The sequence below is a fragment of the Bradyrhizobium sp. USDA 4502 genome, assembly GCF_054063355.1.
Map to the genome: position 1 here is coordinate 5538403 of NZ_JBSSGF010000001.1, position 25520 is coordinate 5563922.

At 65.3% G+C, this 25520-nt stretch carries 22 protein-coding genes; 10 read left to right on the top strand and 12 right to left on the bottom strand.

The features are described 5' to 3' along the window. Nucleotides 1-207 precede the first annotated feature (207 nt). The gene (locus tag ACVW1B_RS25820) at nt 208-420 is read left to right on the top strand and encodes a hypothetical protein (RefSeq protein WP_168855778.1); all 213 of its coding nucleotides are present in this window, start codon (nt 208-210) and stop codon (nt 418-420) included. Nucleotides 421-559: 139 nt separating this feature from the next. Here the strand turns inward: ACVW1B_RS25820 and ACVW1B_RS25825 are convergent, their stop codons facing one another. Then, the gene (locus tag ACVW1B_RS25825; protein WP_057019241.1) at nt 560-910 is read right to left on the bottom strand and encodes a hypothetical protein; all 351 of its coding nucleotides are present in this window, start codon (nt 908-910) and stop codon (nt 560-562) included. A 168-nt stretch (nt 911-1078) separates the two neighbouring features. Continuing rightward, nucleotides 1079-2437 carry a metallophosphoesterase family protein gene (locus tag ACVW1B_RS25830; RefSeq protein ID WP_310880207.1) on the bottom strand — a complete coding sequence of 453 codons (1359 nt, stop codon included), beginning with the start codon at nt 2435-2437 and terminating at the stop codon, nt 1079-1081. A 131-nt stretch (nt 2438-2568) separates the two neighbouring features. Here ACVW1B_RS25830 and ACVW1B_RS25835 point away from each other — a divergent pair, with 131 nt between their 5' ends. The 7 genes from ACVW1B_RS25835 to ACVW1B_RS25865 all read left to right on the top strand — a co-directional run bounded on the left by ACVW1B_RS25835 (nt 2569) and on the right by ACVW1B_RS25865 (nt 11619). Then, a complete protein-coding gene (locus tag ACVW1B_RS25835; protein WP_092081675.1) occupies nt 2569-3681 on the top strand; it encodes a mandelate racemase/muconate lactonizing enzyme family protein in 1113 nt (370 codons plus the stop codon). A gap of 219 nt (nt 3682-3900) precedes the next feature. Then, nucleotides 3901-5319 (top strand): M20 family metallopeptidase, encoded by a 1419-nt coding sequence (locus tag ACVW1B_RS25840; RefSeq protein WP_225646505.1) that lies wholly within the window; start codon nt 3901-3903, stop codon nt 5317-5319. A 447-nt stretch (nt 5320-5766) separates the two neighbouring features. Next, entirely contained in the window at nt 5767-7557 is a 1791-nt protein-coding gene (locus ACVW1B_RS25845) for a peptide ABC transporter substrate-binding protein (RefSeq protein WP_057019238.1), read from the top strand. Between the two features lie 280 nt (nt 7558-7837). Next, on the top strand, nt 7838-8794 hold the full coding sequence (locus ACVW1B_RS25850; RefSeq protein ID WP_016842735.1) for an ABC transporter permease: 957 nt from the start codon (nt 7838-7840) through the stop codon (nt 8792-8794). Next, nucleotides 8760-9677 (top strand): ABC transporter permease, encoded by a 918-nt coding sequence (locus ACVW1B_RS25855; protein WP_456822406.1) that lies wholly within the window; start codon nt 8760-8762, stop codon nt 9675-9677. Before ACVW1B_RS25850 ends, ACVW1B_RS25855 begins: the two co-directional genes overlap by 35 nt. After that, nucleotides 9674-10654 (top strand): ABC transporter ATP-binding protein, encoded by a 981-nt coding sequence (locus ACVW1B_RS25860; RefSeq protein WP_253609907.1) that lies wholly within the window; start codon nt 9674-9676, stop codon nt 10652-10654. The genes ACVW1B_RS25855 and ACVW1B_RS25860 overlap by 4 nt, the downstream gene beginning before the upstream one ends. Continuing rightward, a complete protein-coding gene (locus ACVW1B_RS25865) occupies nt 10651-11619 on the top strand; it encodes an ABC transporter ATP-binding protein (RefSeq protein ID WP_168855782.1) in 969 nt (322 codons plus the stop codon). Before ACVW1B_RS25860 ends, ACVW1B_RS25865 begins: the two co-directional genes overlap by 4 nt. 183 nt (nt 11620-11802) lie before the next feature. Here the strand turns inward: ACVW1B_RS25865 and ACVW1B_RS25870 are convergent, their stop codons facing one another. Beyond that, nucleotides 11803-12765 (bottom strand): LysR family transcriptional regulator, encoded by a 963-nt coding sequence (locus tag ACVW1B_RS25870; RefSeq protein ID WP_253607242.1) that lies wholly within the window; start codon nt 12763-12765, stop codon nt 11803-11805. Between the two features lie 100 nt (nt 12766-12865). Here ACVW1B_RS25870 and bla point away from each other — a divergent pair, with 100 nt between their 5' ends. Beyond that, the gene (gene bla, locus ACVW1B_RS25875) at nt 12866-13765 is read left to right on the top strand and encodes a class A beta-lactamase (RefSeq protein ID WP_310880210.1); all 900 of its coding nucleotides are present in this window, start codon (nt 12866-12868) and stop codon (nt 13763-13765) included. 34 nt (nt 13766-13799) lie between these two features. Here the strand turns inward: bla and ACVW1B_RS25880 are convergent, their stop codons facing one another. After that, complete coding sequence (locus ACVW1B_RS25880; protein ID WP_253607240.1) at nt 13800-15221, bottom strand: amidase; 1422 nt, start codon at nt 15219-15221, stop codon at nt 13800-13802. A 205-nt stretch (nt 15222-15426) separates the two neighbouring features. Between ACVW1B_RS25880 and ACVW1B_RS25885 the strand changes: the two genes are divergently transcribed. Further along, on the top strand, nt 15427-16359 hold the full coding sequence (locus tag ACVW1B_RS25885; RefSeq protein WP_456822407.1) for an ankyrin repeat domain-containing protein: 933 nt from the start codon (nt 15427-15429) through the stop codon (nt 16357-16359). Between the two features lie 114 nt (nt 16360-16473). Here the strand turns inward: ACVW1B_RS25885 and ACVW1B_RS25890 are convergent, their stop codons facing one another. The 8 genes from ACVW1B_RS25890 to ACVW1B_RS25925 all read right to left on the bottom strand — a co-directional run bounded on the left by ACVW1B_RS25890 (nt 16474) and on the right by ACVW1B_RS25925 (nt 25487). Continuing rightward, nucleotides 16474-17040 carry a c-type cytochrome gene (locus tag ACVW1B_RS25890; protein ID WP_456792782.1) on the bottom strand — a complete coding sequence of 189 codons (567 nt, stop codon included), beginning with the start codon at nt 17038-17040 and terminating at the stop codon, nt 16474-16476. An 89-nt stretch (nt 17041-17129) separates the two neighbouring features. After that, entirely contained in the window at nt 17130-18839 is a 1710-nt protein-coding gene (locus ACVW1B_RS25895) for an outer membrane protein assembly factor BamB family protein (RefSeq protein ID WP_456822408.1), read from the bottom strand. 405 nt (nt 18840-19244) lie between these two features. After that, entirely contained in the window at nt 19245-20183 is a 939-nt protein-coding gene (locus ACVW1B_RS25900; protein WP_057019232.1) for a carbohydrate kinase family protein, read from the bottom strand. A gap of 10 nt (nt 20184-20193) precedes the next feature. Beyond that, nucleotides 20194-21846 carry an FGGY-family carbohydrate kinase gene (locus tag ACVW1B_RS25905; RefSeq protein WP_253607236.1) on the bottom strand — a complete coding sequence of 551 codons (1653 nt, stop codon included), beginning with the start codon at nt 21844-21846 and terminating at the stop codon, nt 20194-20196. Nucleotides 21847-21888: 42 nt separating this feature from the next. Next, nucleotides 21889-22662 (bottom strand): SDR family NAD(P)-dependent oxidoreductase, encoded by a 774-nt coding sequence (locus ACVW1B_RS25910; protein ID WP_057019317.1) that lies wholly within the window; start codon nt 22660-22662, stop codon nt 21889-21891. 93 nt (nt 22663-22755) lie between these two features. After that, nucleotides 22756-23763, bottom strand: a complete 1008-nt coding sequence (locus ACVW1B_RS25915; RefSeq protein WP_028352159.1) for an ABC transporter ATP-binding protein — start codon at nt 23761-23763, stop codon at nt 22756-22758. A 16-nt stretch (nt 23764-23779) separates the two neighbouring features. Further along, the gene (locus ACVW1B_RS25920; protein ID WP_028334898.1) at nt 23780-24610 is read right to left on the bottom strand and encodes a carbohydrate ABC transporter permease; all 831 of its coding nucleotides are present in this window, start codon (nt 24608-24610) and stop codon (nt 23780-23782) included. A 4-nt stretch (nt 24611-24614) separates the two neighbouring features. Beyond that, on the bottom strand, nt 24615-25487 hold the full coding sequence (locus ACVW1B_RS25925) for a carbohydrate ABC transporter permease (RefSeq protein WP_024583852.1): 873 nt from the start codon (nt 25485-25487) through the stop codon (nt 24615-24617). Nucleotides 25488-25520: the final 33 nt, after the last annotated feature.

Genomic DNA, 25520 nt, shown 5'->3' on the forward strand with positions numbered 1-25520 from the left:
GCGCACTTGGGGTAATGGGTCCTGGCCTTCGCCAGGACGACTGCGAATCTTCGTGCGCACTCGTCAGTTGCACGCAGCCACTGCACAGCGACCCCAAATCAGTGATTTGGAAAATTCCGCCCTGCGGACACCCGACTCAGTATTCGACCGGATACAGACGCCTTCACGATCTGGCTATGCAATCTTCAGCCAACAAGAAGAAACGGCATGAAGAAGCTGATCGGTCGTCATCGGGACATTCAATACACACTCACCAACATCGAACCCGACCTCTGGGCCTGGTCGTTCGACATCAACGGCAAGACCAAGCAAGGCACCACGCGCGCGCGGCTCGACCTGCTGGCGCGGCGGCGCGTCTGCACGCTGATCGATCGCGAATTGAAACGCGCGGAACGTACCAGGCCCAACGAGCCTGACTGATCGCTCTCCCCGGTGAGGGTCCATTGGACGGGCCGCGCCTATCAGAAATGAAAACTCCCGCAGCGCCGGCTGCGGGAGTTGTTGGCATCGGTGGCCGCGGGGAGGTCCAACCACCGATACCGACATTCGCTGACCCTGGTCAGGCTGTTTTGGCGAACATCGTCAGCACGCCATCGGCAATGTTGATAGCGACGACCTGCGACGAAGTCAGGCCCTTGGCCTTGAGCGCGGAGACCGCCTGCGGTGTCGCGTCAATCGACTTCCGAAGCGACTGGATGTCGTCCTCCTTGGTCTTTGCCATCGCATCCTCGATCTTCGATCGCATTTCGGGCTTGAGGTCCTTGATGTCGACGACCTGTATGCTCCGGATGACAGTGGACTGATCAGATGACTGCGGCGGCGCATTGGGTTGCGTGCCTTGCGCTTGCACCAAGGCGGGCGTTCCGAGGACGAGCGCGGCAACAGTGACGAATGCTGTGAGATTGCGCATGGTCGATTCCTTTTCGAGGTCAGCAAGCGATAAAACCTACGCGCGAAGTTTGGCTGGCATCTGATTTTTCCATGGCCATTCATTGGAGCCAATGCGACCGCAATGCGGGCGTCGAAGCCCGCTCAGCCGCAGCGCCGACGTCGAGCGCGTCGGCCCGGGCGCGATTAACTACGATGCGATGACGGAAATAGCGATCTCGAACCGTGGTCCGGCATAGCGCCTGTCATCCGGCCCACCCTCGCCGCACCCGACGTTCCAGACCGCCGGCCATGCGAACCGCTCCAGCCCCGTTGCCGATATCGCCGCGCACGACGTCCAGCGCGTGTCACCGCTGCGTCGCCACAGCACGCCGCCCGGTCCCATGTCCGGATAGAAGGCGATGTCGAGGTCGAAATCGCTGTTGGCACCGAGATCGGGACCGATCCAGTAATAGGGACTGCGTCCACGCTCACGTCCAAGGATCAAGGTGAGCGTCTGGTTCGGCCCGCGCAAGCCAAGCCAGAGCGGTGCGATCACGCCGGGCGCGGGCGTGCAGAGCAGCGTTTGTGGCGCGGCGGTTCCCGCGGCGGTGCGGCCCGACAGTTTCAGCGCGATGACCGTCGCGGGCGCCAATGTCCCCGACAGCGGTGCAGGGCTGGTCCCGCGCGGCAGCGGCGACCACGCGGCCTGGTCCAGCGATGGCAGCGGCCATGCGAGCTGCTCGCGCACCACACCTTCGGTATCGAGCACCTGATAGCGGAACCCATCCTGATCGAGCGCGGCCTGCACACAATGCAGATACTCGACGCCTTCGGGCATCCGGTGCGCGGTGCCGGCGCCCGCCGTGCAGACCTGCAGCACACCACGATGAACCTGGACGTCGAATGCAAGGATATGGCTGCACAGATAGGCGGCGACATCGGCGCGGACGAGGATATCCCAGAAGCGCTCGCGGTATTCGTGGCCGATCTCGCGCTGATAGCTACCGCTGTAGCCGTTGATGGCGTACACGGGATGATGGCCCAGCACCAGCTTGTGCCTGGCGTCCTTGTGCTGTGCGAGGACGGCTTGCAGCCAGTCGGTCTCGACATGCCCCTCGCCGCCGAGGCGGCTCCACAGCGTGTGCACGAACACTATCAGGAGATCGTCGCGGCGAACCCAGTAGGACAGCCCCTCCTGACCGGGCGGGCCGTTGCGCGGCAGCTGCAGCACCTCGCGGAACACCGCCTCGCTCATCTCGTCATAGGTAGTGTGGTTGCCGGTCGTGTGCCACAACGGCACCGCGCGCCGGTCGAACCAGGACATCTCGACCTCGAACCAATGCCGCCATTGCGCACGCAGCGCGTCGGCATCGGCGGTGAGGCCGATGATCTCGTCGCCGGGGAACAGAATGAATTCGGGCGCAGGATGCAGCCGGCGCACCACGTCGTTCACCGACGCGAAGGTGCGCTCATGCAGCGCGCCCGGAACGCCCGAGCAGGCATCGGCATAGATCACGAACTGGTGGCCCGAATTTCTCGGTAATAGAGACGGAATTGCATCATCCATGGTCGGACCACGTCCTCGCGAGCCACATCATAGAGGAAGGCAGACTGATCGCTCAAGGCAGACATTCGCAGGCGCAAGGTTGCAGGCAGCCGGGGCTTTTGAGATCGTGTCTCACGCATTGCATTCGTCCCATGACAAGGAGTTCCGGCGTGGCCATCCTCAAGGACCTCAGCATCGGATTCTACAAGATCCCGCTTCCGGTGGTGCTGAGCGACAGCACGCATGGCGAGATCAAGGCGTTCGAGCTCGTCACGATCCGCGCCCGCGATGCCGACGGCGCCGAAGGCACCGGCTACACCTACACGGTCGGCCGCAATGGCGGCGCCATCGCCGATATCCTGGGCCGCGAAATCACCGAGATCGCGCGCGGGATGGAGGCCGACGACACCGAGCAGCTTTGGCACAAGGTGTGGTGGGCGCTGCATTATGGCGGCCGCGGCGGCCCGGCGGTGCTGGCGCTGTCCGCGCTCGACATCGCGTTGTGGGACCTCAAGGCGCGGCGGGCATCGCTGCCGCTGTGGCGGCTGCTCGGCGGCTTCGACCGCCGGGTGCCCTGCTATGCCGGCGGCATCGATCTCGATCTGCCGCTCGATGGCCTGCTCAAGCAGACCGACGACAATCTTGCCAAGGGCTTTCGCGCCATCAAGATGAAGGTCGGCCGGCCGAGCCTTGCATCCGACGTGGCGCGCGTGAAGGCGATGCGCGGCCATCTCGGCGACGAGTTTCCGCTGATGGCCGATGCCAACATGAAATGGACCGTCGAGGAAGCGATCCGCGCCGCGCGCGCCCTGCAACCGTTCGACCTGACCTGGCTCGAGGAGCCGACGATTCCGGACGACGTCGCGGGACACGCCCGCATCGTGCAGGCCGGCGGCGTGCCGATCGCGGCCGGCGAGAACCTGCGCAGCCTGTGGGAGTTCAAGCCGTATATCGCCGGCGGCGCGCTGTCCTATGCCGAGCCCGACGTCACCAATTGCGGCGGTGTGACCAGCTTCATGAAGGTCGCCCGGCTCGCCGAGGCCTTCAATATTCCCGTCACCAGCCATGGCGCGCATGACATCACCGTGCATCTGCTGGCTGCGTGCCCGAACCGGTCGTATCTCGAGGCGCACGGCTTCGGCCTCGACCGCTATATCGAGCACCCGCTGGTTCTGGAGCAGGGCATGGCGATCGCGCCCGATCATCGCCCGGGGCACGGCATCGCCTTCGACTGGAAAGGCCTTGAGCGGCTCAGCGTCGCCTGACGCAGAAACATTTCTGCACACCAAGACGTGACATTCGGAAATGCAGGTCTGCCGGCGCGCGCTAGGCGGCGTCGCGACAAGCTGCTAGCGTTTCGCGCTTCAGATTGCCCAAAGCGCGATGAGATCATCGCGCTTCGGCTCATTGTCTGAGCATGATCTTTTCGGAAAACCGCTTCACACTTTTCCGGATCATGCTCTAGCGTTAAGGGATCGGAGCAAATGGACAACCGTAGTGATGTTTGGCGCGGCGTCGACGCGATCAAGCCGCGTTTCATCGAATTGAGCGACCGGGTCTGGGCGATGCCCGAGGTCTGTTACACCGAGGCGCGCTCATCCGCCGAACATCTGGCCGAACTGCGCCATCAGGGTTTTCGCATCACCGAGAACGTCGCCGAGATCCCGACCGCGGTGATGGGCGAATGGGGCGAAGGCGGCCCGGTGATCGCCTTCCTCGGCGAATATGACGCCCTGCCCGGGCTCAGCCAGGAGGCCGGAATCGCCGAGCATCGCCCGGTCGAAAGCGGCGGCCACGGCCATGGCTGCGGACATAATCTGCTCGGCTCCTCCGCGCTGCTCGCCGCGACCGCGGTGAAGGACTGGCTGGCCGCCAACAAGGTGCCGGGGCGCGTGCGCTATTACGGATGTCCTGCCGAGGAAGGCGGCGCGGCAAAGGCCTTCATGGTGCGCTGTGGCGCGTTCGAGGACGCCGACATCGCCATCACCTGGCATCCGCACAGTTTTTGGGAGGTGGCGGTGACGCCGTCGCTCGCCAATACCCGCGCCGATTTCACGTTCATCGGGCGCACCTCGCATGCGGCAGCCTCGCCGCATCTCGGCCGCAGCGCGCTCGATGCGGTGGAATTGATGAATGTCGGCGTCAACTACATGCGCGAGCACATGCCGAGCGACGCCCGGGTGCACTACGCACTGCTCGACACCGGCGGCATCGCGCCCAACGTGGTGCAGGCCCATGCCCGGGTGCGCTATTCGATCCGCGCCCGCGACCTGCCCGGCATGAACGAGCTGGTCGAGCGCGTGCACAAGATCGCACAGGGCGCGGCGCTGATGACCGAGACCAAGGTGGAGATGAAGATCATCTCCGCGGTCTCCAACATCCTGCCCAACACGCCGCTGGAACAGACGCTGCACCGGATCATGGAAGAGCTCGGCCCCCCGCATTTCGACGATGCCGACAAGGATTTCGCCGGCAAGATCCGCGCGACCCTGACCGACAAGGACATCGCTTCGGTCTATTATGCGATCGGCATGGAGCCGACCGACCGGCCGCTCGCCGATTTCCTGGTGCCGATCGACGCCACGCGCAATCCGCTGATCGGCTCGACCGACGTCGGCGACGTCAGCTGGGTGGTGCCGACCGTGCAGGTCCATGCACCGACGGTTGCAATCGGCACGCCGTTCCACACCTGGCAGGTTGTGGCGCAGGGCAAGACGCCGGCCGCGCACAAGGCGATGGTGCAGGCCGCCAAGGCGATGGCAGGCCTCGGCGTCAAGGCGCTGATGGAGCCGGAGCTGATCGCGGCCGCCAAGGCCGACCTCAAGAAGCGGACCACAAGAACGCCTTATGTCAGTCCGCTGCCGGCGAATGTTGCACCGCCGTTGGACATGTCGATCGCCTGAGAACCGCGTGTGCGGGCCGGACCTGCTCTCCGGGATCAAGCAATCGCATATCCCCATCGTCATGGCCGGGCTTGTCCCGGCCAACCACGACTTTCTCACGCGGAAACGGAGACGTGGATGCCCGGCACAAGGCCGGGCATGACGAGTTTGCGGAGGGATCGCTTCAGACGCGAACTCCGGCCTGCGTGGCAAAAAAGCATCTCGGAACAAAGGATAACGAACAAATTTTCCGCACTGCGAGGCGCGCAAGGGCGCGCTTTTGGCGCCGATCTGCTGAACCGGTGTGCGGCAAGGGGAGGTTCTGCACAAGCGATAGCCAAAAGACCTAGGCGCTGAAGGGCGGGAGGCGTTGACCTTCGCGGTCATTCGGTGTGCCATCCTGCCGCCAACACGGCGGCCGGTTCCACGGCCCGCCGCAATAACCAATTGAGCCGGACCGAGGGGACAATGTTCGACAGGAATCTGCGTGGCATGATCGACGACGTGAAGGACGGGCGGATGGATCGCCGCGCCTTCGTCAAGCGAATGATTGCCGTCGGCCTCACCGCGCCGATGGCCAACCAGATCCTTGCGATCGGCGGCGTCGCGATGGCGCAGAGCCCGAATCCCTACAAGCCGACCAAGCGCGGCGGCGGCGGTCCGCTGAAGCTGTTGTGGTGGCAGGGCCCCACCCTGCTCAATCCGCACTTCGCCACCGGCACCAAGGACCAGGACGGCTCGCGACTGTTCTACGAACCGCTGGCAAGCTGGGACGTCGACGGCCATCTCAACCCGATCCTCGCCGCCGAAATCCCCTCGATCCAGAACGGCGGGCTTTCCAAAGACGCCAAGTCGGTGGTCTGGAAACTCAAGCCCGGCGTCAAATGGCATGACGGCAAACCCTTCACCGCCGACGACGTCGTGTTCAACTGGGAATATGCCACCGACCCCGCGACCGCGGCCGTCTCGAGCGGGACCTATTCCGGCATGACCGTGGAGAAGGTCGACGACCTCACGGTCCGCATCAAGTTCAAGGATCCGACGCCGTTCTGGGCCAACGCGTTCGTCGGCGCCTATGGCTGCATCATCCCGAAACATCTCTTCGCGGAGTACAAGGGCAGCAAGTCGCGCGAGGCGCCGAACAATCTGAAGCCGGTCGGCACCAGCCCCTACAAGTTCGTCGAGTTCAAGCCGGGCGATCTGGTGCGCGGCGAAATTAATCCCGATTACCACATGCCGAACCGGCCCTATTTCGACACGATCGAGATGAAGGGCGGCGGCGATGCGGTGTCGGCGGCGCGCGCGGTGATCCAGACCGGCGAATATGATTTCGCCTGGAACATCCAGGTCGAGGACGAGGTGCTGCTGCGGCTGGAAAAGGGCGGCAAGGGCAAGACGCTCTATGCCGTCGGCGGCGACATCGAATTCATCGCCATCAACTTCACCGACCCGAACACCGAGGTCGACGGCGAACGCTCGTCGATCAAGACCAAGCATCCGATCCTGTCGGATCCGGCGGTGCGCAAGGCGCTGGCGCTGCTGGTCGACCGCGACTCCGTCAAGAAGGTGATCTACGGCCGCGCCGGCCGCGCCACCGCCAATTATCTCAACGGCCCCGAGGAGTTCGTTTCCAAGAACACCAGATGGGAGTTCTCGGTCGAGAAGGCGAGCGCGCTGCTCGAACAGGCCGGCTGGAAGGTCGGCTCCGACGGCATCCGCGAGAAGGACGGCAAGAAGCTGAAGCTGCTGTACCAGACCTCGATCAACGGCCCGCGGCAGAAGACCCAGGCGATCGTCAAGCAGGCCTGCCAGAAGGCCGGCATCGACGTCGAGCTGAAGTCGGTGGTGGCCTCGGTGTTCTTCTCCTCCGACGTCGCCAACCCCGACACCTATTCCAAGTTCTACGCCGACATCGAGATGTTCCAGATCCCGATGACACAACCCGACCCGGGCCTGCACATGCGCCGCTATCTGTCGCGCAATGTCGCGACCAAGGAGAACAAGTGGCAAGGGCAGAACTTCCCGCGCTGGGTCAACAAGGATTTCGACGCCGCGATCGAGGCGGCCGATACCGAGACCGATCCGATCAAGCGGGCCGAGCTCTACATCAAGTGCAACGATCTGATGTGGCAGGACACGGTGGTGATCCCGGTGATGCACCGCCTCGCGGTGGAAGCCTGCTCCAACACGGTGCGGCCCGCGCTCTCCGGCTGGGCCAACCAGACCGACAATCTGCAAGACTGGTATCGTGAAACCTGAGACACGGGGACAGGTTCGGAGTTTGAGTAGGTGCATCTTCTCCCTCTCCCCGTTCTTACGGGGTCGAGACGAGCGGAGCTCGCTCTTGGAGGGTTGGGGTGAGGGGCTTTCGCAGCAAACACCGTGAAAGATGAGTTCGTGGAGACTCCCCCTCACCCGGAATTCAAGCCGTGCTTGAATTCCGACCTCTCCCCGCACGCGGGGCGAGGTGAAGCTCGCCTTTCGACTGGAAGCAAGATCAACGTGCTCAAGGTGCGAGCGTTAGTTAGATGATCTCTCGATGAGTCAATATATCCTGCGTCGCCTGATGATCGCGATCCCGAGCCTGCTCGGGATCTCGCTCGTGCTGTTCGTCGTGCTGGCGCTCGCGCCGGGCGATCCGTTCAGCGAGCTCGCGACCAATCCGAACGTGCCGCCCGAGGTGCAGGCCGCGCTGCGCGCCAAGTTCGGCCTCGACGACCCGATCTATCTTCGCTACCTGCACTGGCTCGCGGCGATGGCGCAAGGCGACTGGGGCTTCTCCTTTGTCAGCCGGATCAATGTCGACACGCTGATCCTGCAGCGGCTGCCGACCACGCTCTACGTGATCGGCTCGGCGCAGCTGCTGGCGCTGTTGATCGCGATCCCGGTCGGCGTCTATGCCGCCACCCGGCCCTATTCGATCTTCGACCAGCTCGCCAACACCTTCGCCTTCATCGGCTTCTCGCTGCCGACCTTCTTCACCGGCATCCTGTTCATCCTGGTGTTCTCGGTGAAGCTGGACTGGCTGCCCTTCGTCTACACCGACGTGCCGGGCAGCGGCATTCCTTGGCTGCTGGAGATGATCCGGCAGGCGATCATGCCGGTGATGGTGCTCGGCCTGTTCCAGGCGGCGTCGATGACCCGCTTCGTGCGCTCGGCGATGCTCGACGTGATCCGGCTCGACTATGTCACCACCGCCCGCGCCAAGGGACTTGGGCAGGCCAAGGTGATCGTCAAACACGTGATGCGCAACGCGATGATCCCGGTCGTCACGCTCATTGCGCTGCAAATGCCTGCCGTGTTCGGCGGCGCCATCGTCACCGAGCAGATCTTCCGGATTCCCGGCATCGGCTCGCTCCTGATTTCCTCCATCCTCGCCAATGACACGCCGGTCGTGATGGCCGTGACCTTCGTCTTCGCGTGTCTCGTGGTGCTGTTCAACCTGATCGCAGATGTCCTCTATGGCTGGCTTGACCCTCGCATCTCCTTCCGCTGAGCGGCGCGGCTATTCGCCCTGGCGCGAAACCTGGCGGCGCTACCGCCGGCACCGTCCGGCCGTGGTCAGCGCCGTGCTGCTGCTGCTGCTGATCGCAGCCGTCGTGATCGGTCCGTTCGTCTGGCGCGTCTCGATCAGCGACATGGACGTCGTGGCCGGCCTGCAGGGCCCCTCGCTGGCGCACCCGTTCGGCACCGACGATCTCGGCCAGGACCTGCTCGCCCGCATGATCTATGGCGGGCGCATCTCGCTCGCGGTCGGCCTCGCCGCGATGCTGGTCTCGGTGTTCGTCGGCACGCTGATCGGCGCCCTCGCCGGCATGTCGCGCGGCGCGCTCGGCTATGCGCTGATGTGGCTGACCGATCTGTTCCTGTCGTTGCCGCAACTGCCGCTGCTGTTGATGCTGATTTATCTGTTCCGCGACGGGCTGAAGGCGATGTTCGGCCCGGAGGGCGGCATCTTCATCCTGATCGTGCTGGTGATCGGCGGCCTGCGCTGGATGCCGGTCGCGCGCCTGGTGCGCGCCCAGTTCCTGTCGCTGCGTGAGAAGGAATTCGTCGAGGCGGCGCGCGCGCTCGGCGCGAGCCCGGTGCGCCAGGTGGTGCGCCACATCCTGCCCAACGCGCTGGGCCCCGTGATCATCGCCGGCACGATCGACGTCGCCGCCGCCATCATCGCCGAATCGACGCTGTCGTTCCTCGGCCTCGGCTTCCCGCCGGATACGCCGACCTGGGGCCGCATCCTCTATGACGCCAAGGATTTTCTCGACATCGGCCCGCATTGGGCGCTGTTCCCGGGTGGCGCGATCTTCATCGCGGTGGTCGCCATCAACTTCATCGGCGACGGGCTGCGCGACGCGCTCGATTCGCGCAAGGTGATCTGATGGCGCTGCTCGACATCAAGGGCCTGAAAACCCATTTCACCACCGACGACGGCATCCTCCAGGCGGTCGACGGCGTCGACATCAGCATCAACCGCGGCGAGACGCTGTGCGTGGTCGGCGAATCCGGCTGCGGCAAGACCGTCACCGCGATGTCGATCCTGAAGCTGATCGCCATGCCGCCGGGCAAGATCGTCGAAGGCGAGATCATCTTCGAGGGCCGCGACCTGGTGCCGCTGACCAGCCACCAGCTCGACGACATCAGGGCCAAGGAGATCGGCTTCATCTTCCAGGAGCCGATGACCTCGCTCAATCCGGTGCTGACCATCGGCGAGCAGATCGCCGAGAGCCTGCGCCGCCACGAGGCGGTGACCAAGAAGCAGGCGCTCGAGCGCACCATCGAGATGCTGAAGCTGGTGCAGATCCCCAACGCCGGGGGCCGCGTGCATCATTATCCGCACCAGTTCTCCGGCGGCATGCGCCAGCGCGTGATGATCGCGATGGCGCTGGCGTGCCGGCCCAAGCTCGTGATCGCGGACGAGCCGACCACCGCGCTCGACGTCACCATCCAGGCGCAGATCCTCGACCTGTTGCAGGACATGAAGGAACGCTTCGGCATGGCGGTGATGCTGATCACGCACGCGATGGGCGTGGTCGCCGAGACCGCGCAGCGCGTCGTCGTGATGTACGCCGGCAAGGTGGTGGAGGAGGCGCCGGTCGACGAACTGTTCGGCAATCCCGGCCATCCCTACACCCAGGGCCTGATCCGCTCGATCCCGCGCATCGATCTCGACGCCGCGCACAAGACGCGGCTGGAGGCGATCGGCGGCTCCGTGCCGATCCTGATCAATCCGCCGCCCGGCTGCCGCTTTGCCGCCCGCTGCAAATACGCCATGAGCATCTGCACCGAAAAGGAGCCGCGGCTGCGCGAGATCGCGCCCGGCCACCGCATGGCCTGCCACCTCGGAGACGCGTCATGACCGAGCCGCTGCTGCGCGTTTCCAATCTGAAGAAGCATTTTCCGGTGCTGGGCGGCCTGCTCTCGCGCGAGGTCGGCCAGGTCTATGCGGTCGACGGCGTGTCGTTCTCGGTCAACCGCGGCGAGACGCTCGGCCTCGTCGGCGAATCCGGCTGCGGCAAGTCGACCACCGGCCGCTGCGTGCTGCGCCTGATCGAGCCGACCTCGGGCGAGGTCGTGTTCGACGGCCGGAGCGTCACCGGCCTCGGCGGCGGCGACCTGCGCGCCATGCGGCGCAACATGCAGCTCGTGTTCCAGGATCCGTTCGCCTCGCTCAATCCCCGCATGACGGTCGGCGCGATCCTCGGCGAGCCCTTCATCATCCATAACCTCGTGAGCTCGGCCAGCGAGCGCGAGGACCGCGTCGCGAGCCTCCTGGTCAAGGTCGGGCTGAAGGCCGAGCACATGCGCCGCTACCCGCACGAATTCTCCGGCGGCCAGCGCCAGCGCATCGCGATCGCCCGCGCGCTGACGCTGGAGCCGAAGCTGATCGTGTGCGACGAGCCGGTCTCCGCGCTCGACGTCTCGATCCAGGCCCAGGTCATCAACCTGCTCGAGGATCTGCAGGCCGAGCTGAACCTGACCTATCTGTTCGTCGCCCACGATCTCTCGGTCGTGGAGCACATCTCCGACCGCGTCGCGGTGATGTATCTCGGCCGCATCGTCGAACTCGCCAAGGCCAGCGATCTCTACCGCAACCCGCAGCACCCCTACACCAAGGCACTGCTCTCGGCGGTGCCGGTGCCGGATCCCAAGGCGAAGCGCGACCGCATCCGCCTGAAGGGCGACGTGCCGAGCCCGATGAATCCGCCCAAGGGCTGCCACTTCCACACGAGATGTCCAATCGCCGAGGAGCGCTGCCGGCAGAGCGCGCCGGAGTTGCTGGAAGGCAGGAACGGGCATTCCGTGGCGTGCCATCTGGCATAGCGCGCGCCAGATGCGATAGCCAGCCGGCGGGAGCGCACCGCCAAAAATATCGAAAACAACCCCATGCAAAGTAGCCGGCGGCTGCGGGCGTTCGACACGGCACTTGACATGTCGGGCAAATCAGCGGCATCATTCGATAATTCCGAAATATTGGCGACGATAGTTGAATCACGTCGTCAGACGTTAACGCCGCTTGGTCTTGGTCCGCGGCTTCGGTCCGGCCTTTGTCTTGATCTTCCGCCGCGGTGCAGGCGCGACGGCGTCCTCCACCTCATTCACCTCCGTCCGCAGCGTCTCGAGCAGCCAGTCGCGAAACGCGCGCATGCCCGGCGTCACCTCGCGCGACTTCAGCCAGGTCAGCCAATAGGATCCCGCCGGGACCTCGGCCGCGAACGGCCGCAGCAGCCGGCCGGAGACCAGCTCATTTTCGAACATCGCGATCGGCACCAGCCCGACGCCGACGCCGCGCGCGGCGGCCTCGGCCATCGCGACCGAACTGTCGAAGATCGGCCCCTGGATTTTCGGACACGGCGCGCCGGCGACCGCAAACCATAGCGGCCATTCCTCGGCGCGGTAGGACCGCAGCAGGAATTCCTGCGCGAGATCGGACGGCTTGCGCAGCCGGTCCGCCGCGTCGGGGCAGCACACCGGCGAGAGCGGTGCGGACAACAGATGGATCGCCTCGGTGCCGTGCCACGAGCCGTCGCCGAAGCGCAGCGCGAGATCGAGCCCGTCGCCTGCGATGTCGACGCGGTTGTTGTTGGTGAGCAGACGCAAATCGATATAGGGATGCGCGCGCTTGAAGCGGTCGACCCTTTGCAAGAGCCATCCGGTCGCGAACGTCGTGACGCAGCCGACGGTCACGACCTCGCGGGTGCCCTTGGCCTCGATGCGGTCGATCGCGGCGCCGATCCGGTCGAGCGCGTCTGACAGCACCGGCAGCAGCGCCAGCCCCTCGTCGGTGAGCACCAGCCCGCGCGGCAGCCGGCGGAACAGGCTCGTGCCTAGGAGATCCTCGAGCTGCTTGACCTGATGGCTGATCGCAGTCTGCGTCACGCGCAGCTCCAGCCCGGCGCGGGTGAAGCTGAGCAGCCGCGCGGAGGCCTCGAAGGCGCGCAGCGCGTTCAGCGGGAGATGCCGGCGCACGGCGTCATGACCAAGTTTTCCTCATGTCTCGCTGTATAAATGATTGTTTGTGCGCCGTCACGCCGCCCGGCAGGTTCGCGCCGCCAACGGGAGATTCGACATGCTGACGAGACGGACATTTGGATTGCGCGCGCTGGGCCTTGCGGTGTCCTGCACTTTGCCGCGGCAAGGCGCAGCGGCAGGACCAGGCGAGCCGGCGCAGCGGCTGCAGCAGGAGTTTGCGCGCATCGAGCTGGCAACCAGCGGCCGGCTCGGCGTCGCCGCGCTCGACATGGAGACGGGATTGCGCGCGAGCCGGCGCGGCGACGAGCGGTTCCCGATGTGCAGCACCTTCAAGGCGTTGGCCTCGGCTGCGGTGCTGCACCGGGTCGACCGCGGCGAATCCAGCCTCGATCAGCGCGTGCAAATCGAGGCCAAGGATATCTTGGCCTACGCGCCGGTCACTAAGGCGCACGTCGGATCGGCCATGACTCTGTCCGAACTCTGCGCGGCTGCCATCACGCTCAGCGACAACACCGCCGCCAACCTGCTGCTGCGCGAGATCGGCGGGCCCGCCGGCTTTACCAGCTTCTTCCGCACCATCGGCGACAATGTCAGCCGGCTCGACCGCTGGGAGGTGGAGCTGAACGAAGCCGTGCCCGGCGACCAGCGCGACACCACGAGTCCTGTCGCGATGCTGAAGGATTTGCAGCGCGTCGTGCTCGGCGACGTTCTGCAGACCGTCTCGCGCCAGAAGCTGGTGGACTGGATGGTCGCCAACAAAACCGGCGACGCAAGGCTGCGTGCCGGCGTGCCCCGCGACTGGCGGGTTGGCGACAAGACCGGCACCGGCGAGCGCGGCACCTACAACGACATCGGCGTGTTCTGGCCGCCCGGCCGCAAGCCGATCGTGGTGACGGTTTACCTGACCGGGGCAAGTGCCCCCATGGAGAAGTGCAACGAGGTGATCGCCAATGTCGCGCGCGCCGTCGCCAATGCGAGCACCGGGCAAAGCGGCTGAACCAGCGACGCCGCGGCCGGCGTCGCCGACAACGTCAGGTCGGCCAGCGACCAAGCAAGTCGCTCGCCGCCTCGAACAACGCTGCAACGCGCAACAGTTCGGCATCGGCCCGGAAGCGGCCGACCAGGTGCAGTCCGATCGGCAGGCCGTCGCGGCCGAAACCTGCGGGGATGCTGACGGCGGGATGACCTGTCATGTTGAACAGCATGGTCCAGGGAAACCAGTGCGGCCGCACGCTGTCGAAACTCCGGCCGTCGATCTCGATCGTGCCGAACAGGTCCTGGTCGATCGGCAGAGCCGACCGGGTCAAGGTCGGCATCGCCAGGAGATCGCCGCGCGCGAACAGCGACTGCACCCGGCGGAACAGCGCGGTGCGCTCGAACATCGCCCGCTGGTAGTCGACACCGCTGACCTGCGCCGCCAGCGCGAGCTGCTTCAGGAAGGTTGCACTGAGATCATTTTGATGATCGGCCGCGAGCTTCTCGAAGCGGGTGCGCCAGACTGTGTGATTGATCGCACGCCAGATCGGCTCGATGTCAAAGCCGTCGCCGGAAAACTCTTCGAGCGCGGCGCCGAGGCTCGCCAGACGGTCGAGGCTTGCCTTGAACGCCGCGGCCACATCGGATGTGACCGGACGCCCCGGCGGCGACAGGCAGAACAGCACCCGCCGGCCCTTGAGGTCGCCGCGCGGCGCGGCAAGCCCGAGATAGTCAGGCACCGGCACCCCGATCGACCAGGGGTCCGACAGATCCTCTCCCGCCATCGCCTGCATCATCAGCGCCGTATCGGCAACGGTGCGCGTGGTCGGTGTGACATAGGTCTGGTTGCCGAACGCGTCCTGCACCTGGCTATGCGGGATCACCCCGTTGCTCTGCTTGATTCCGACCACGCCGTTGCAGGCGGCGGGAACCCGGGTGGAGCCGCCGCCATCGGTCGCAACCGCCAGCGGTGCGATGCCGCTCGCGACGGCTACCGCCGCGCCGCCGCTGGAGCCGCCACTGGACCGCTCGGCACTCCATGCATTGCGCGTCCGCCCGAACAGCGGCGAATCGGTCAGGCACTTGCTGCCGAACTCCGGCGTCGTGGTCTTGCCGATCAATATGCCGCCCTGGGCACGGAGGCGTGCCACCGCGACGGCGTCGTTGTCGGGCACGTTGTCCCGGTACGGCACCGCGCCGAAGGTCGTCCGGACGTCTTTGGTGTTGACGATGTCCTTCACGGTGAAGGGGATGCCGTGGAGCAGACCGGGCGGCTCGCCAGCCGTGATTTGCCGCTCGGCGGCTTTCGCCTGCGCCATCGCCGCATCGCCGCACAGCGTGATGAAGCAGTTCAATTCGGGTTGCAGCCGCTCGGCACGGGCGAGCACCGCGCGCGTAACCTCGACAGGCGAAACCTCCTTGCGGGCGATGCGCCCACGAAGCTCAACGGCAGACAGCAGACACAGATCGTCGCTCATTTGGGCAAGGACTCGCGTCAGATAGGGTCGACGCCCGCATCGTGCCGCGCGGCAGGCGGCAAGTCCATCGGCTCGGACGCATGGCGAAATGCCACGGAGCCGCGACGGCGCATGGCCTGCCGAGTAGGCGGGGCTTTCCCGGCCGCGCGGCTTGGCAGCGACGGAGGATCATGCGACGCTCGAACCGAATGGCGCTGCTGTCAGCATGACGGAGGACCACGCCTTGTATCGCCGCATCGCCCTCGCCGCGCTGATCGTTGCCGGCAGCGTGCACGGCAGCCTCGCGGCGCCCGATCCGGCGCGGTGCCGCGAGCTGATCCGCAAATACGAAACCGACAAGGCCCAGCTCAGCGCGATCGAGATCTCGCTGTCGCTGTTTGCGGCCGCCAATGCCGATTGCATCAACCTTGCCACCGAGCTGCTCGATCACGGCGCCTCGGTCGATGCGCGGGACCGGATGGGCGCAAGGCCGCTGAGCCATGCCGCCCGCTCCGGCCATCTTGCCATGGTCGACCTGCTGCTGGCGCGCGGCGCGCCGGTCGATGCACGCAACCTCGCGGGATCGACCGCGCTGTACTTTGCTGCCGAGCGCGGCCATGTGGCGATCGTGCAGCGCCTGATCGACCGCGGCGCCGACGTCAATCTCACCGGACGCAGCAGCGCCTCCCCGGTCGCGGCCGCGGCCTATGCCGGCAGGGACATGGTGGTGCGCATGCTGCTGGCGCACGGCGCCGACGGCCGCAAGGCCGACGACACCGGCAAGCCGCCGGTCGTCTACGCCGCGGCCGGCGGCCAGCTCGGCATCGTCAAGCAACTGCTCGCGCGCGAGATCGACATCAACGCGCGCTACGCCAACGATCTGACGCTCCTGATGTGGGCGGCCGGGCCTGACGAGACTGTGCCGGAGGCGCAAGCGCTGGAGGTCGTCTCATATCTGCTGGACGCCGGCGCCAAGGTCGACGACCGCGATGCGCGCGGCCGCACCGCGCTGATGATCGCCGCCGAAGGCAACCATCCGGCGATTGCCAGGACACTGCTGGCGCACGGCGCCGACCCTGCGCTGGCCGACAAGGCCGGCAAGCACGCCGCCGATCTCACCATCCTCTCAGTGCTGCGCGAGGAACTGACGCCGCGCTGAGGCGACTTGCTCGGACGTCATGGCCGGGCTTGTCCCGGCCATCCACGTCTTCTTTTGCCTGGATATCAAGACGTGGATGCCCGGGACAAGCCCGGGCATGACGAGTGTCCGCAGCTATAGCCCCGCCAGATAGTCCACCAGTGCGGCAAGGTCGTCGGGCGACGTTGCCAGCATCAGGTCGGACATGCCGGGATTGTTGCCGCGCGCGCGGGTGCGGAAATCGGCGATGGTCTTGGCGAGGTAATCCCGTCCCATGCCGGCAAGCCGCGGCACGGTGCCGTCGCCCTGGAAGCGATCGAGATGGCAGGCCGGACAGCCGACCGAAGCGCTGGCACTGAGCGCCTTCGCCGCGACGTCCTTGGACGCACGCGGCTGGCCGAGGTCAGGCCACGGCTTCTGCGAAAAATATTCCGCGATCGCCAGCATGTCGTCGCGCTCGAACTGCGTCGCGATCGGCTGCATGATATCGCTCTTGCGATCGCCGCGCTTGAAATCGCGGAGCTGGATATAGAGATAGCCGGCCTGCTGGCCCCAGATCGTCGGAATGGTCTTGTCGACGGGCTTGCCGTCTTCGCCGTGGCAACCGGTGCAGACCTGCGCCTTCTCTTCGATCGTCTCCGCGCGCGCCTGTGACGCAACCAGCAACAGCGCGGCGCAGCAAATCATCCATTTACCGAACATTAGCTCATCCGAACAAAGCCGAAGCGGGACCGAACGGGTCCCGCCTCGCCGTCAATGTTTGCACGCGTGATGATACATCGCGCCTTGGCTCAGTCGAGCGTGAAGGCGATGATGTTGTTGCCACGCTTGAAGTCGACCTGGGTGTTACCGCCTGCGCCGACCACGACATATTGCTTGCCGCCAACCATGTAGCTCGACGGCGGCGCATTGACGCCGGCACCGGCGCGGAAGCTCCACAGCTCCTTGCCCGTGGAGGAATTATAGGCCGCGAACTTGCCATTGCCTTCACCGGTGAACACCAGACCGCCGGCGGTAGCCAGAATGCCGCCGATCATGGGTTCGGGTGTCTTGACCTGCCATTTGATCTTGCCGGTGTTGTAGTTTACCGCGGTGATGTTGCCTGACTGCTGTTCACCGGGGATTGCCGTGAAGGCTCCACCCAGCCACAGCTTGCCGTTCGGATAAGGCGAGCTCTCGACACGGTAGTGCATGGGCTGATGCAGGTTGATGGCGTAGGCCAGCTCCTGTCCCGGATCGGTCGCGATCGGCGACCATTCGACGCCACCATTGGCGCCGGGCAGCATGCGCGCGCCTTCCTTGGTCGGCAGCACCCACATATTCTCCTGCGGCACCATCGCCTCGGAGAAGCGGATCAGGCTGCAGTCCTTGCGATCGTGCACATAGATGTGCCCGGTCTTGCCGGCATGGATGACGCCGGGAATCGTCTTGCCGCTCTTGTCCTTGACGTTGACCAGCACCGTCGGGCTGACCGCGTCGAGGTCCCAGACGTCATGGGCGATGTACTGGAAGTGGCAGACATACTTGCCGGTGTCGAGATCGAGCGAGACCAGCGAGTTGGTGTAGAGGTTGTCGCCGGGCCGGTTCGACCCGTCGAGGTCGGGCGACGGGTTGCCGACGACGAAGTAGATCCGGTTGGTCGCGAGATCGACCGACGGGTTCTGCCACACGCCGCCACCGAGCTTGGCATAGGGATCGCCGATCTTGGCGAGCATGTCCTTCTCGGCCTGGATATTGCGATGCATGTCACGGCCGGTGGCATCCTTGGTCGCCCAGACACCGACGGAGTTCTCCGGAATGGTGTGGAAATTCCAGAGCTGCTTGCCGGTCTTGGCGTCATAGGCGCGCACGAAGCCGCGGATGCCGTATTCGCCGCCATTGGTTCCGATCAGCACCTTGTCCTTAACCACGGTCGGCGCCATCGTCTCGCTGTAGCCGAGCTCGGGATCGGCGATGTTGGTGGTCCAGACCACCTCGCCGGTCTTGGCATTCAGCGCCATCAGCTTGGAATCAAGCGTCGCCAGATAGACCCGGTCGCCGAGCACCTGGACGCCGCGATTGTTGGGACCGCAGCAATAAATCGTGATCGGGCCCATCTTGTGGGCGTAGTGCCAGAGCTGCTGACCGGTCTTGGCGTCGAGCGCATAGACATGGCTGAACGACGTCGTGACAAACATCACGCCATCGACGACGATCGGAGATGTCTCAAGCGATTCCTTGACGTCGGTCTGGAAGATCCATGCGACGTGCAGGTCCTTCACATTGTCCCGGCTGATCTGCTTGCCCGGATAGAATCGCGTCTGGGCATAGTTGCCGTTGGTGAGCAGGAAATCCCTGCTGTTCTTGTCGGCGGCGTTGAGCTGCTCCTGGGTCACCGGAGAAACATTGGCGTTGCCGAGGACCGACTGCTTCTCCTGCTTGACTTCCTGCGCGATGGCGGCGCCCGACAACAGGCCAACGCCGAGCGCGGCGGCGAATGCCGCAATCCCTCTCACATACATATCTTCCCCCGTTATTTCTTGGTTGCAATATTAGGGATGCGTGTCTGCTACTTCCCTTCGAGGCCCGGTCGCCCTGGCGAGCCCGCAACCCGTTGCATGGCCTGGTTGCGCTGCAATAGACGATCAAAAAAGACGACGACAGGTATCGATGGATGGGTTCCATGTTAGCGCGGTCTTTCACAAAGACAACCGATGCGCTCCATGCGAAGCCGAAGCAGCATGACTTCGCACGATCGAAATGCAGCGATCGCGGGTTGGCATCAAATCCGAGCGATATCGGGTGCTTCGGACGCCTTCACGCATCGCCGGGCAGATTTGCCTTCGCAGGCGCAGCACGCAAAATGAGACTAAGCGTCAAGCGACGGCATCGCGCGGGACGCCGCGCCGGCTGAGGCCCTGCATGGCTTACCAATAGTCGGCCGGCAACTCCCGGCTGCGCGGCGGATCGGCGCCGGGCCGCGTGCAGGTGAAAGCGGCGCATTTGCAGGCAAAGGACAACGCACGGGTCAGCTCGGCTGCGGAGACGTCGCGCAACTGCGGCTGCGCGATCCGGTCCAACCGATGCAACGCGGCGAGCAGCGCCGCCTGAAAGCTGTCGCCGGCGCCGATCGTATCGACGACGTTGACCACCGGCGCTTCGGCCGCGATCGGTCCTGCCTTGCGATGCCAGGCGCAAGCGCCATCATTGCCGCGCGTAATGACGACGAGCGATGCGCCGCCCGACAGCAGCGTCTCGGCCCGCGCAGCATGGGCCTCGTCACCGAACAGATAGGCGAAGTCGACGTCGGACATCTTTACGATGTCGGCCTTGCCGCAGAACGCCAGCATGCGCGCGCGATAGGCGTCCTTGTCCTTGACGAGGTTCGGTCGGCAGTTCGGATCGAGCGAGATCGTCACGTTCGGCCGCGCATCCTCGATCAAGGCCAGCGTCTCCGCCGCACCCTTGTCATGGACCAGCGTGGTCGAGCCGGTATGCACGCAGGTGACGCCGTCAAGCGCGACCGCATCGCGCCGATAGGTCCAGTTCCGCGACGCGGTGTCGGCGTCGTAGAAGGCGTATTGCGTCTCGGTGCCGGTGACGCGCGCAAAGGCCAGCGTGGCTTGGCGATTGCTCCGCGTGGCGCGACGAAGATCGACGCCGGACGCCGCGGCATGATCGGCGATCATCCTGCCGAAGGTGTCGGTCGAGATGCCGCCGACAAAGCCGGTGGGAACATCGAGCCGGGCGCTGCCGATCGCGATGTTGAGGCAGGAGCCGCCGACGGCGGGCGTCAAGGCCTCACGTCCATCCGCCGTCTTCGACGGCAGGAAATCGATCAGCGCATCTCCGCAACTCAGCAGCATGGGGCAAACCTTACGTCGGCGCTTCGCCGGGCGCCCGCCTCATCGCCTCGCGGCTGTCGCGCTCAAGCTCTCGCAGCATCTTGTGCACGCCGCGCTTCTTGCGGTGGAACTCGGCGAGCTCCGGCCTGGTCGGCTCGCTCAACCGCCCGAGCGCCGACATGCCGGCCATCGCCGCATTGATCGAGTTGTGCGCACCGCTGGCGACCGCGCCCAGCATCGCGGCGCCGAGCAAGACGGGTTCTTGGGTCTCCGGCAGTGCCACCGTGTAGCCTGTCGTGTCGGCCATGATCTGGCGCACCAGGGGGCTGCGGCTCGCGCCGCCGCCGATCACGATGGTCTTGCCTTTGACGCCATGCGCCTGCAAGGCGTCGATGACGTCGGCAAGGCCATAGGCCAGCCCGCACAGGCCGGCGATGAACAGCCGCTCCAGCGCCGACACGTCGGTGTCGAGATCGAGCCCCGCGATCACCGCGCGCGAGCCGGGATCGGCATAGGGCGAACGGTTGCCGAGGAACTCAGGCAGAACGTGAACGTTGCGCGCGAGCAACGCCGCAGCACAGGCATTGCCGCTGCGCGCCAGGATGCGCTTCTCGAGATATTCGATGACGTCGACGCCGTCGGTCTTCGCCGCGAGCGCAACCTCGGCATGCGCCGGATGCGACTTGAGCAGGTGATCGATCGCGGCGCCCGCCGCCGATTGGCCGCCCTCGTTCAGCCAGAAGCCCGGCACCATGCCTTCGAAATACGGACCCCAGACGCCGGGCACGAAGCAGGGATCGACCGTCGTCGCCATGATGCAGGCCGACGTTCCCATGATGTAGGCGAGCCGTTGGCAGACATCGACCTCGGCGCCGGAGCCATCGCGGCCGCCGATCGCGCCGACGCCGCCGGCATGGGCATCGATCAGGGAGGCACCGACCGCGGTTCCCGGCAGCAGGCCGAGATCGCGCGCGGCATCCTCGGACAGCCCGCGACCGAGCGGCGAGCCGGGCGGCACGATCTCGCTGCCGATCCGCCCAAAACGGTCGGCCGCGAGCGCCTCGAGCCCGACCCGCTTGAAAAAGGATTCGCTCCAGCCGCCCTCGCCGGCGACATAGGTCCATTTGCAGGTGATCGTGCAGGTCGAGCGCGCCAGCGAGCCGGACGCGCGGAACGACAGATAGTCGGCAAGATCGAAGAAATGCCCGGCGGCCTCGAAGGTCGCGGGCAGATGCCGCTTCAGCCAGAGGATCTTCGGGATCTCCATCTCCGGCGAGATGGCGCCGCCGACATAGCGCAGCACCTTGTCGCCGGTCACGTTGACGAATTCGGTTTCATCCATCGCGCGGTGATCCATCCAGACCACGACATTGCGCGCGGGATCGCCCGACGGGCTGACGGTGAGCGGCCGGCCCGCCCTGTCGAGCACGACCAGCGAACAGGTCGCGTCGAAGCCGATGCCTTTGACGTGTTCGGCGGCAACCGCAGCCTCCCGCATCGCACCGCGCGCGGAGGCGACGCAGGCCGCCCAGATGTCATCGGACGATTGCTCCACGATATCGCCGGGCTCGTGCCAGACCCGGATCGGATGCCGGGCCGACCCGAGCAGCTTCCCCGACTCGTCGAACACGCCCGCCCGGGCGCTGGTGCTGCCGACGTCCACCCCGATATAGGCTTGCCGCATGACCGCTCTATCTTCCGTTGAGCACAATCCCCGGGCGCAAGCCTACCAGCAAGTGTAGCCGCCATCGACCAGAACGATGCTTCCGGTCATCAGGCTCGCCGCCTCGGACGCCAGGAACAGCACCACGGAGGCGATCTCGTCAACCTGCCCCATCCGCGCCATCGGGGTTCCACCGATCCAGGCGTCGTACATTCTGGGGCTGTTCTTCACGAAGGCGTTCAGCGGCGTCTCGATATAGGTCGGCGCCACGGCGTTCACGCGAACCCCGCGCGCGCCCCATTCGGCGGCGAGCGATTTCGTCAGGTGATGCACCGCGGCCTTGGAGGCGTTGTAGAAGCACTGTTCCTGCGGCTTGTTGACGATGAAGCCGGACATCGAGCCGACATTGACGATGGTGCCGGATTTCGCCTTCAGCATGTGATTGCCGAAGGCGCGACAGCACCAGAAGGTGCCGTTCAGGTTGACGTCGATGACGTTGAGCCAGTGCTCGTCGGTCACGGTCTCGGCCGGCGTCTCGCTGCGGGCGATGCCTGCATTGTTGACGAGAATGTCGACCTTGCCGTACTTGCCGACCAGTTCGTCGGCGACCGCAGCGACGCGACCGGAATCCGTCACGTCCATCAGCGCGATGTCGGCGTCAAAGCCCTTGGCCTTCAGCGCCGCCTGCGCGTCATTGGCAACCTTGGCGTCGCGATCGCCGATGATGACCTTGGCGCCGGCTTCGGCGAGCGCCTCGGCGCAGGCGAGCCCGATGCCCTGACCCGCGCCGGTGATGATGGCGGTCTTGCCGCCGAGCCTGAATTTTTCGAGATACATTTTCTTCTTCCTTAGCTTCTCTTTGAGCATGATCTGTTCGGAAAGCCGCTTCACGCTTTGCGCTAACGCGGCCCTCCGGGTCCGGATCATGCTCTACGCGTGAATCGATTTTCCGCTGTCGTCGAAACGGTGGATGCGCGCCGGATCCGGGATCAGCGACACCCGGTCGCCGGGATGCAGGTCAAGCTCGCCGACATAGCGCGCGGTCAGCATTCCCAGCGGTCCGGCGTCGACATAGAGGAAGGTGTCGCTGCCGAGATGCTCGGCGACCGAGACGGTGCCGTGCCAGCCGCCCTGCCCGTCGCGCTCGACCCTCAAATGCTCGGGCCGCACTCCGATGGTCGCGGCGCCCTGCTGCTTGGCGATCTCACCGGTGACGAAATTCATCTTCGGCGAGCCGATGAAGCCTGCGACGAACAGGTTGGCCGGCTTCTCATAGAGCTCGAGCGGCGAGCCGTATTGCTCGATCTTGCCGCCGTTCAGCACCACGATCTTGTCGGCCATGGTCATGGCCTCGACCTGGTCGTGGGTGACGTAGATCGCCGTGGTGCCGAGCTGCTTCTGCAACCGCGTCACCTCGAGCCGCATCTGCACGCGCAGCGCGGCATCGAGATTGGACAGCGGCTCGTCGAACAGGAACGCCTTCGGCTCGCGCACGATGGCGCGCCCGATCGCGACGCGCTGGCGCTGGCCGCCGGAGAGCTCGCGCGGCTTGCGGTCGAGATAGGGCGTGAGGTTGAGCGTCGCCGCGGCGGCCTCGACCTTGCGGTTGATCTCGTCCTTGGCGATCCCGGCCATCTTCAGGCCGAACGCGATGTTGCCGCGCACGCTCATATGCGGATAGAGCGCGTAGGACTGGAACACCATCGACAGCCCGCGCTTGGCCGGCGGCACGTCGACCACGTTGCGCCCGTCGATCAGGATGGCGCCGCCGGTGACATCCTCGAGCCCTGCGATCAGCCGCAGCAGCGTGGTCTTGCCGCAGCCGGACGGACCGACGAACACGACAAAGGAGCCGTCGGCGATGTCGAGATCGGCGCCCTTGATGATGTGGACCGGCCCGAACGATTTTTGCACACCCTGCAGCGTAATCTGACCCATGGCAAAAGCCTTTCTGCTACTTGACCGCGCCGAAGGTCAGGCCGCGGACGAGCTGCCGCTGACTGAACCAGCCGAGCACGAGAATGGGCGCGATCGCGAGCGTCGACGCCGCCGACAATTTCGCCCAGAACAATCCTTCCGGGCTGGAATAGGACGCGATGAAGACGGTGAGCGGCGCCGCCTCGAGCGTCGACAGATTGAGGGTCCAGAACGCCTCGTTCCACGCCAGGATCAGATTGAGCAGCAACGTCGAGGCCAGCCCCGGCACCGCCATCGGCGTCAGCACATAGATCAGCTCGCGGCCGATCGTGGCGCCGTCCATCCGCGCCGCCTCGAGGATGTCCTTGGGGATCTCCTTGAAATAGGTGAACAGCATCCAGATCACGATCGGCAGATTGCCGAGGCACAGGATGAAGATCAGGCCGGAGCGAGTGTCGAGCAGGCCGAAGGTGCGGTAGATCAGATAGATCGGCACCAGCACGCCGACCGGCGGCATCATCTTGGTGGAGAGCATCCAGAGCAGCACGTCCTTGGTCCGCTTGGTCGGCGAGAACGCCATCGACCACGCCGCCGGGATCGCGATCAGCATCGCGATCAAGGTCGAGCCGCCGGCGATAATGATCGAGTTGAGCGCGTGATGGAAATAGTCGCTGCGCTCCTGCACCGTGGCGTAGTTCTCGGTGGTCCAGTGGAAGAACAGGAACGAGGGCGGGATCGCGAACGCCTCGAGCTCGGTCTTGAAGCTCGCCAGCACCATCCAGAGGATCGGGAAGAAGATCAGGAAGCCGACCAGCCAGGCCGCCGCCGTCGAGATCACCTTGCGCCGTGTCGTGACCATCCGCGCCATGACGTTACGCCTCCAGATTCCGGCCGACGATACGAACGAGGAAGAAGGCGACGATGTTGGCGAGCACCACCGCGACCAGGCCGCCCGCCGAGGCGCTGCCGACGTCGTACTGGATCAGCGCCTGCGAATAGATCAGGAAGGCGATGTTGGTGGTCTGCAGGCCGGGGCCGCCGCCGGTGGTGACGAAGATCTCCGCGAACACCGTGAGCAGGAAGATGGTTTCGATCAGGATCACCACGGTGATCGGGCGCGCCAAATGCGGCAGCGTGATGTAGATGAAGGTCGAGATCGCGCTCGCGCCGTCCATCTCGGCCGCCTCCTTCTGCTCCTCGTCGAGCGATTGCAGCGCGGTCAGCAGGATCAGGGTCGCGAACGGCAGCCATTGCCAGGAGATGATCAGGATCACCGAGAACAACGGCGCGTCGTTGAACCAGTCGATCGCCGGCAGCCCGAACAGATGCGCGATCCAGGCGAACAGGCCCGACACCGGATGCATCAACAGGTTCTTCCAGACCAGCGCGCTCACCGTCGGCATCACGAAGAACGGCGCGATCACCATCAGCCGGACGATCGATAGCCCGACCACCTGCTGGTCGAGCAGCAGCGCCAGCGGCACGCCGAGGATGATCGTGATCGCGAGCACCGAGCCGACCAGCACCAACGTGTTCTGCAACGAGGCGAGGAAGGCCGGATCGGTCAGGAAGTAGCGGAAATTCTCCAGCCCAACGAATGATTCAGAGCCGGGATCGAGCAGATTGTAATGCAGGGTCGCGAAATAGATCGTGAGCGCCAGCGGCACGATCATCCAGATGAACAGCAGCGCCACCGCGGGCGTGAGCAGCGTGCGTGCAAGCAGTTGGGTCTGCTGGGTCGCCATCCCCGCCTCCTTCTCAAGGAAAGGAGCGACCAT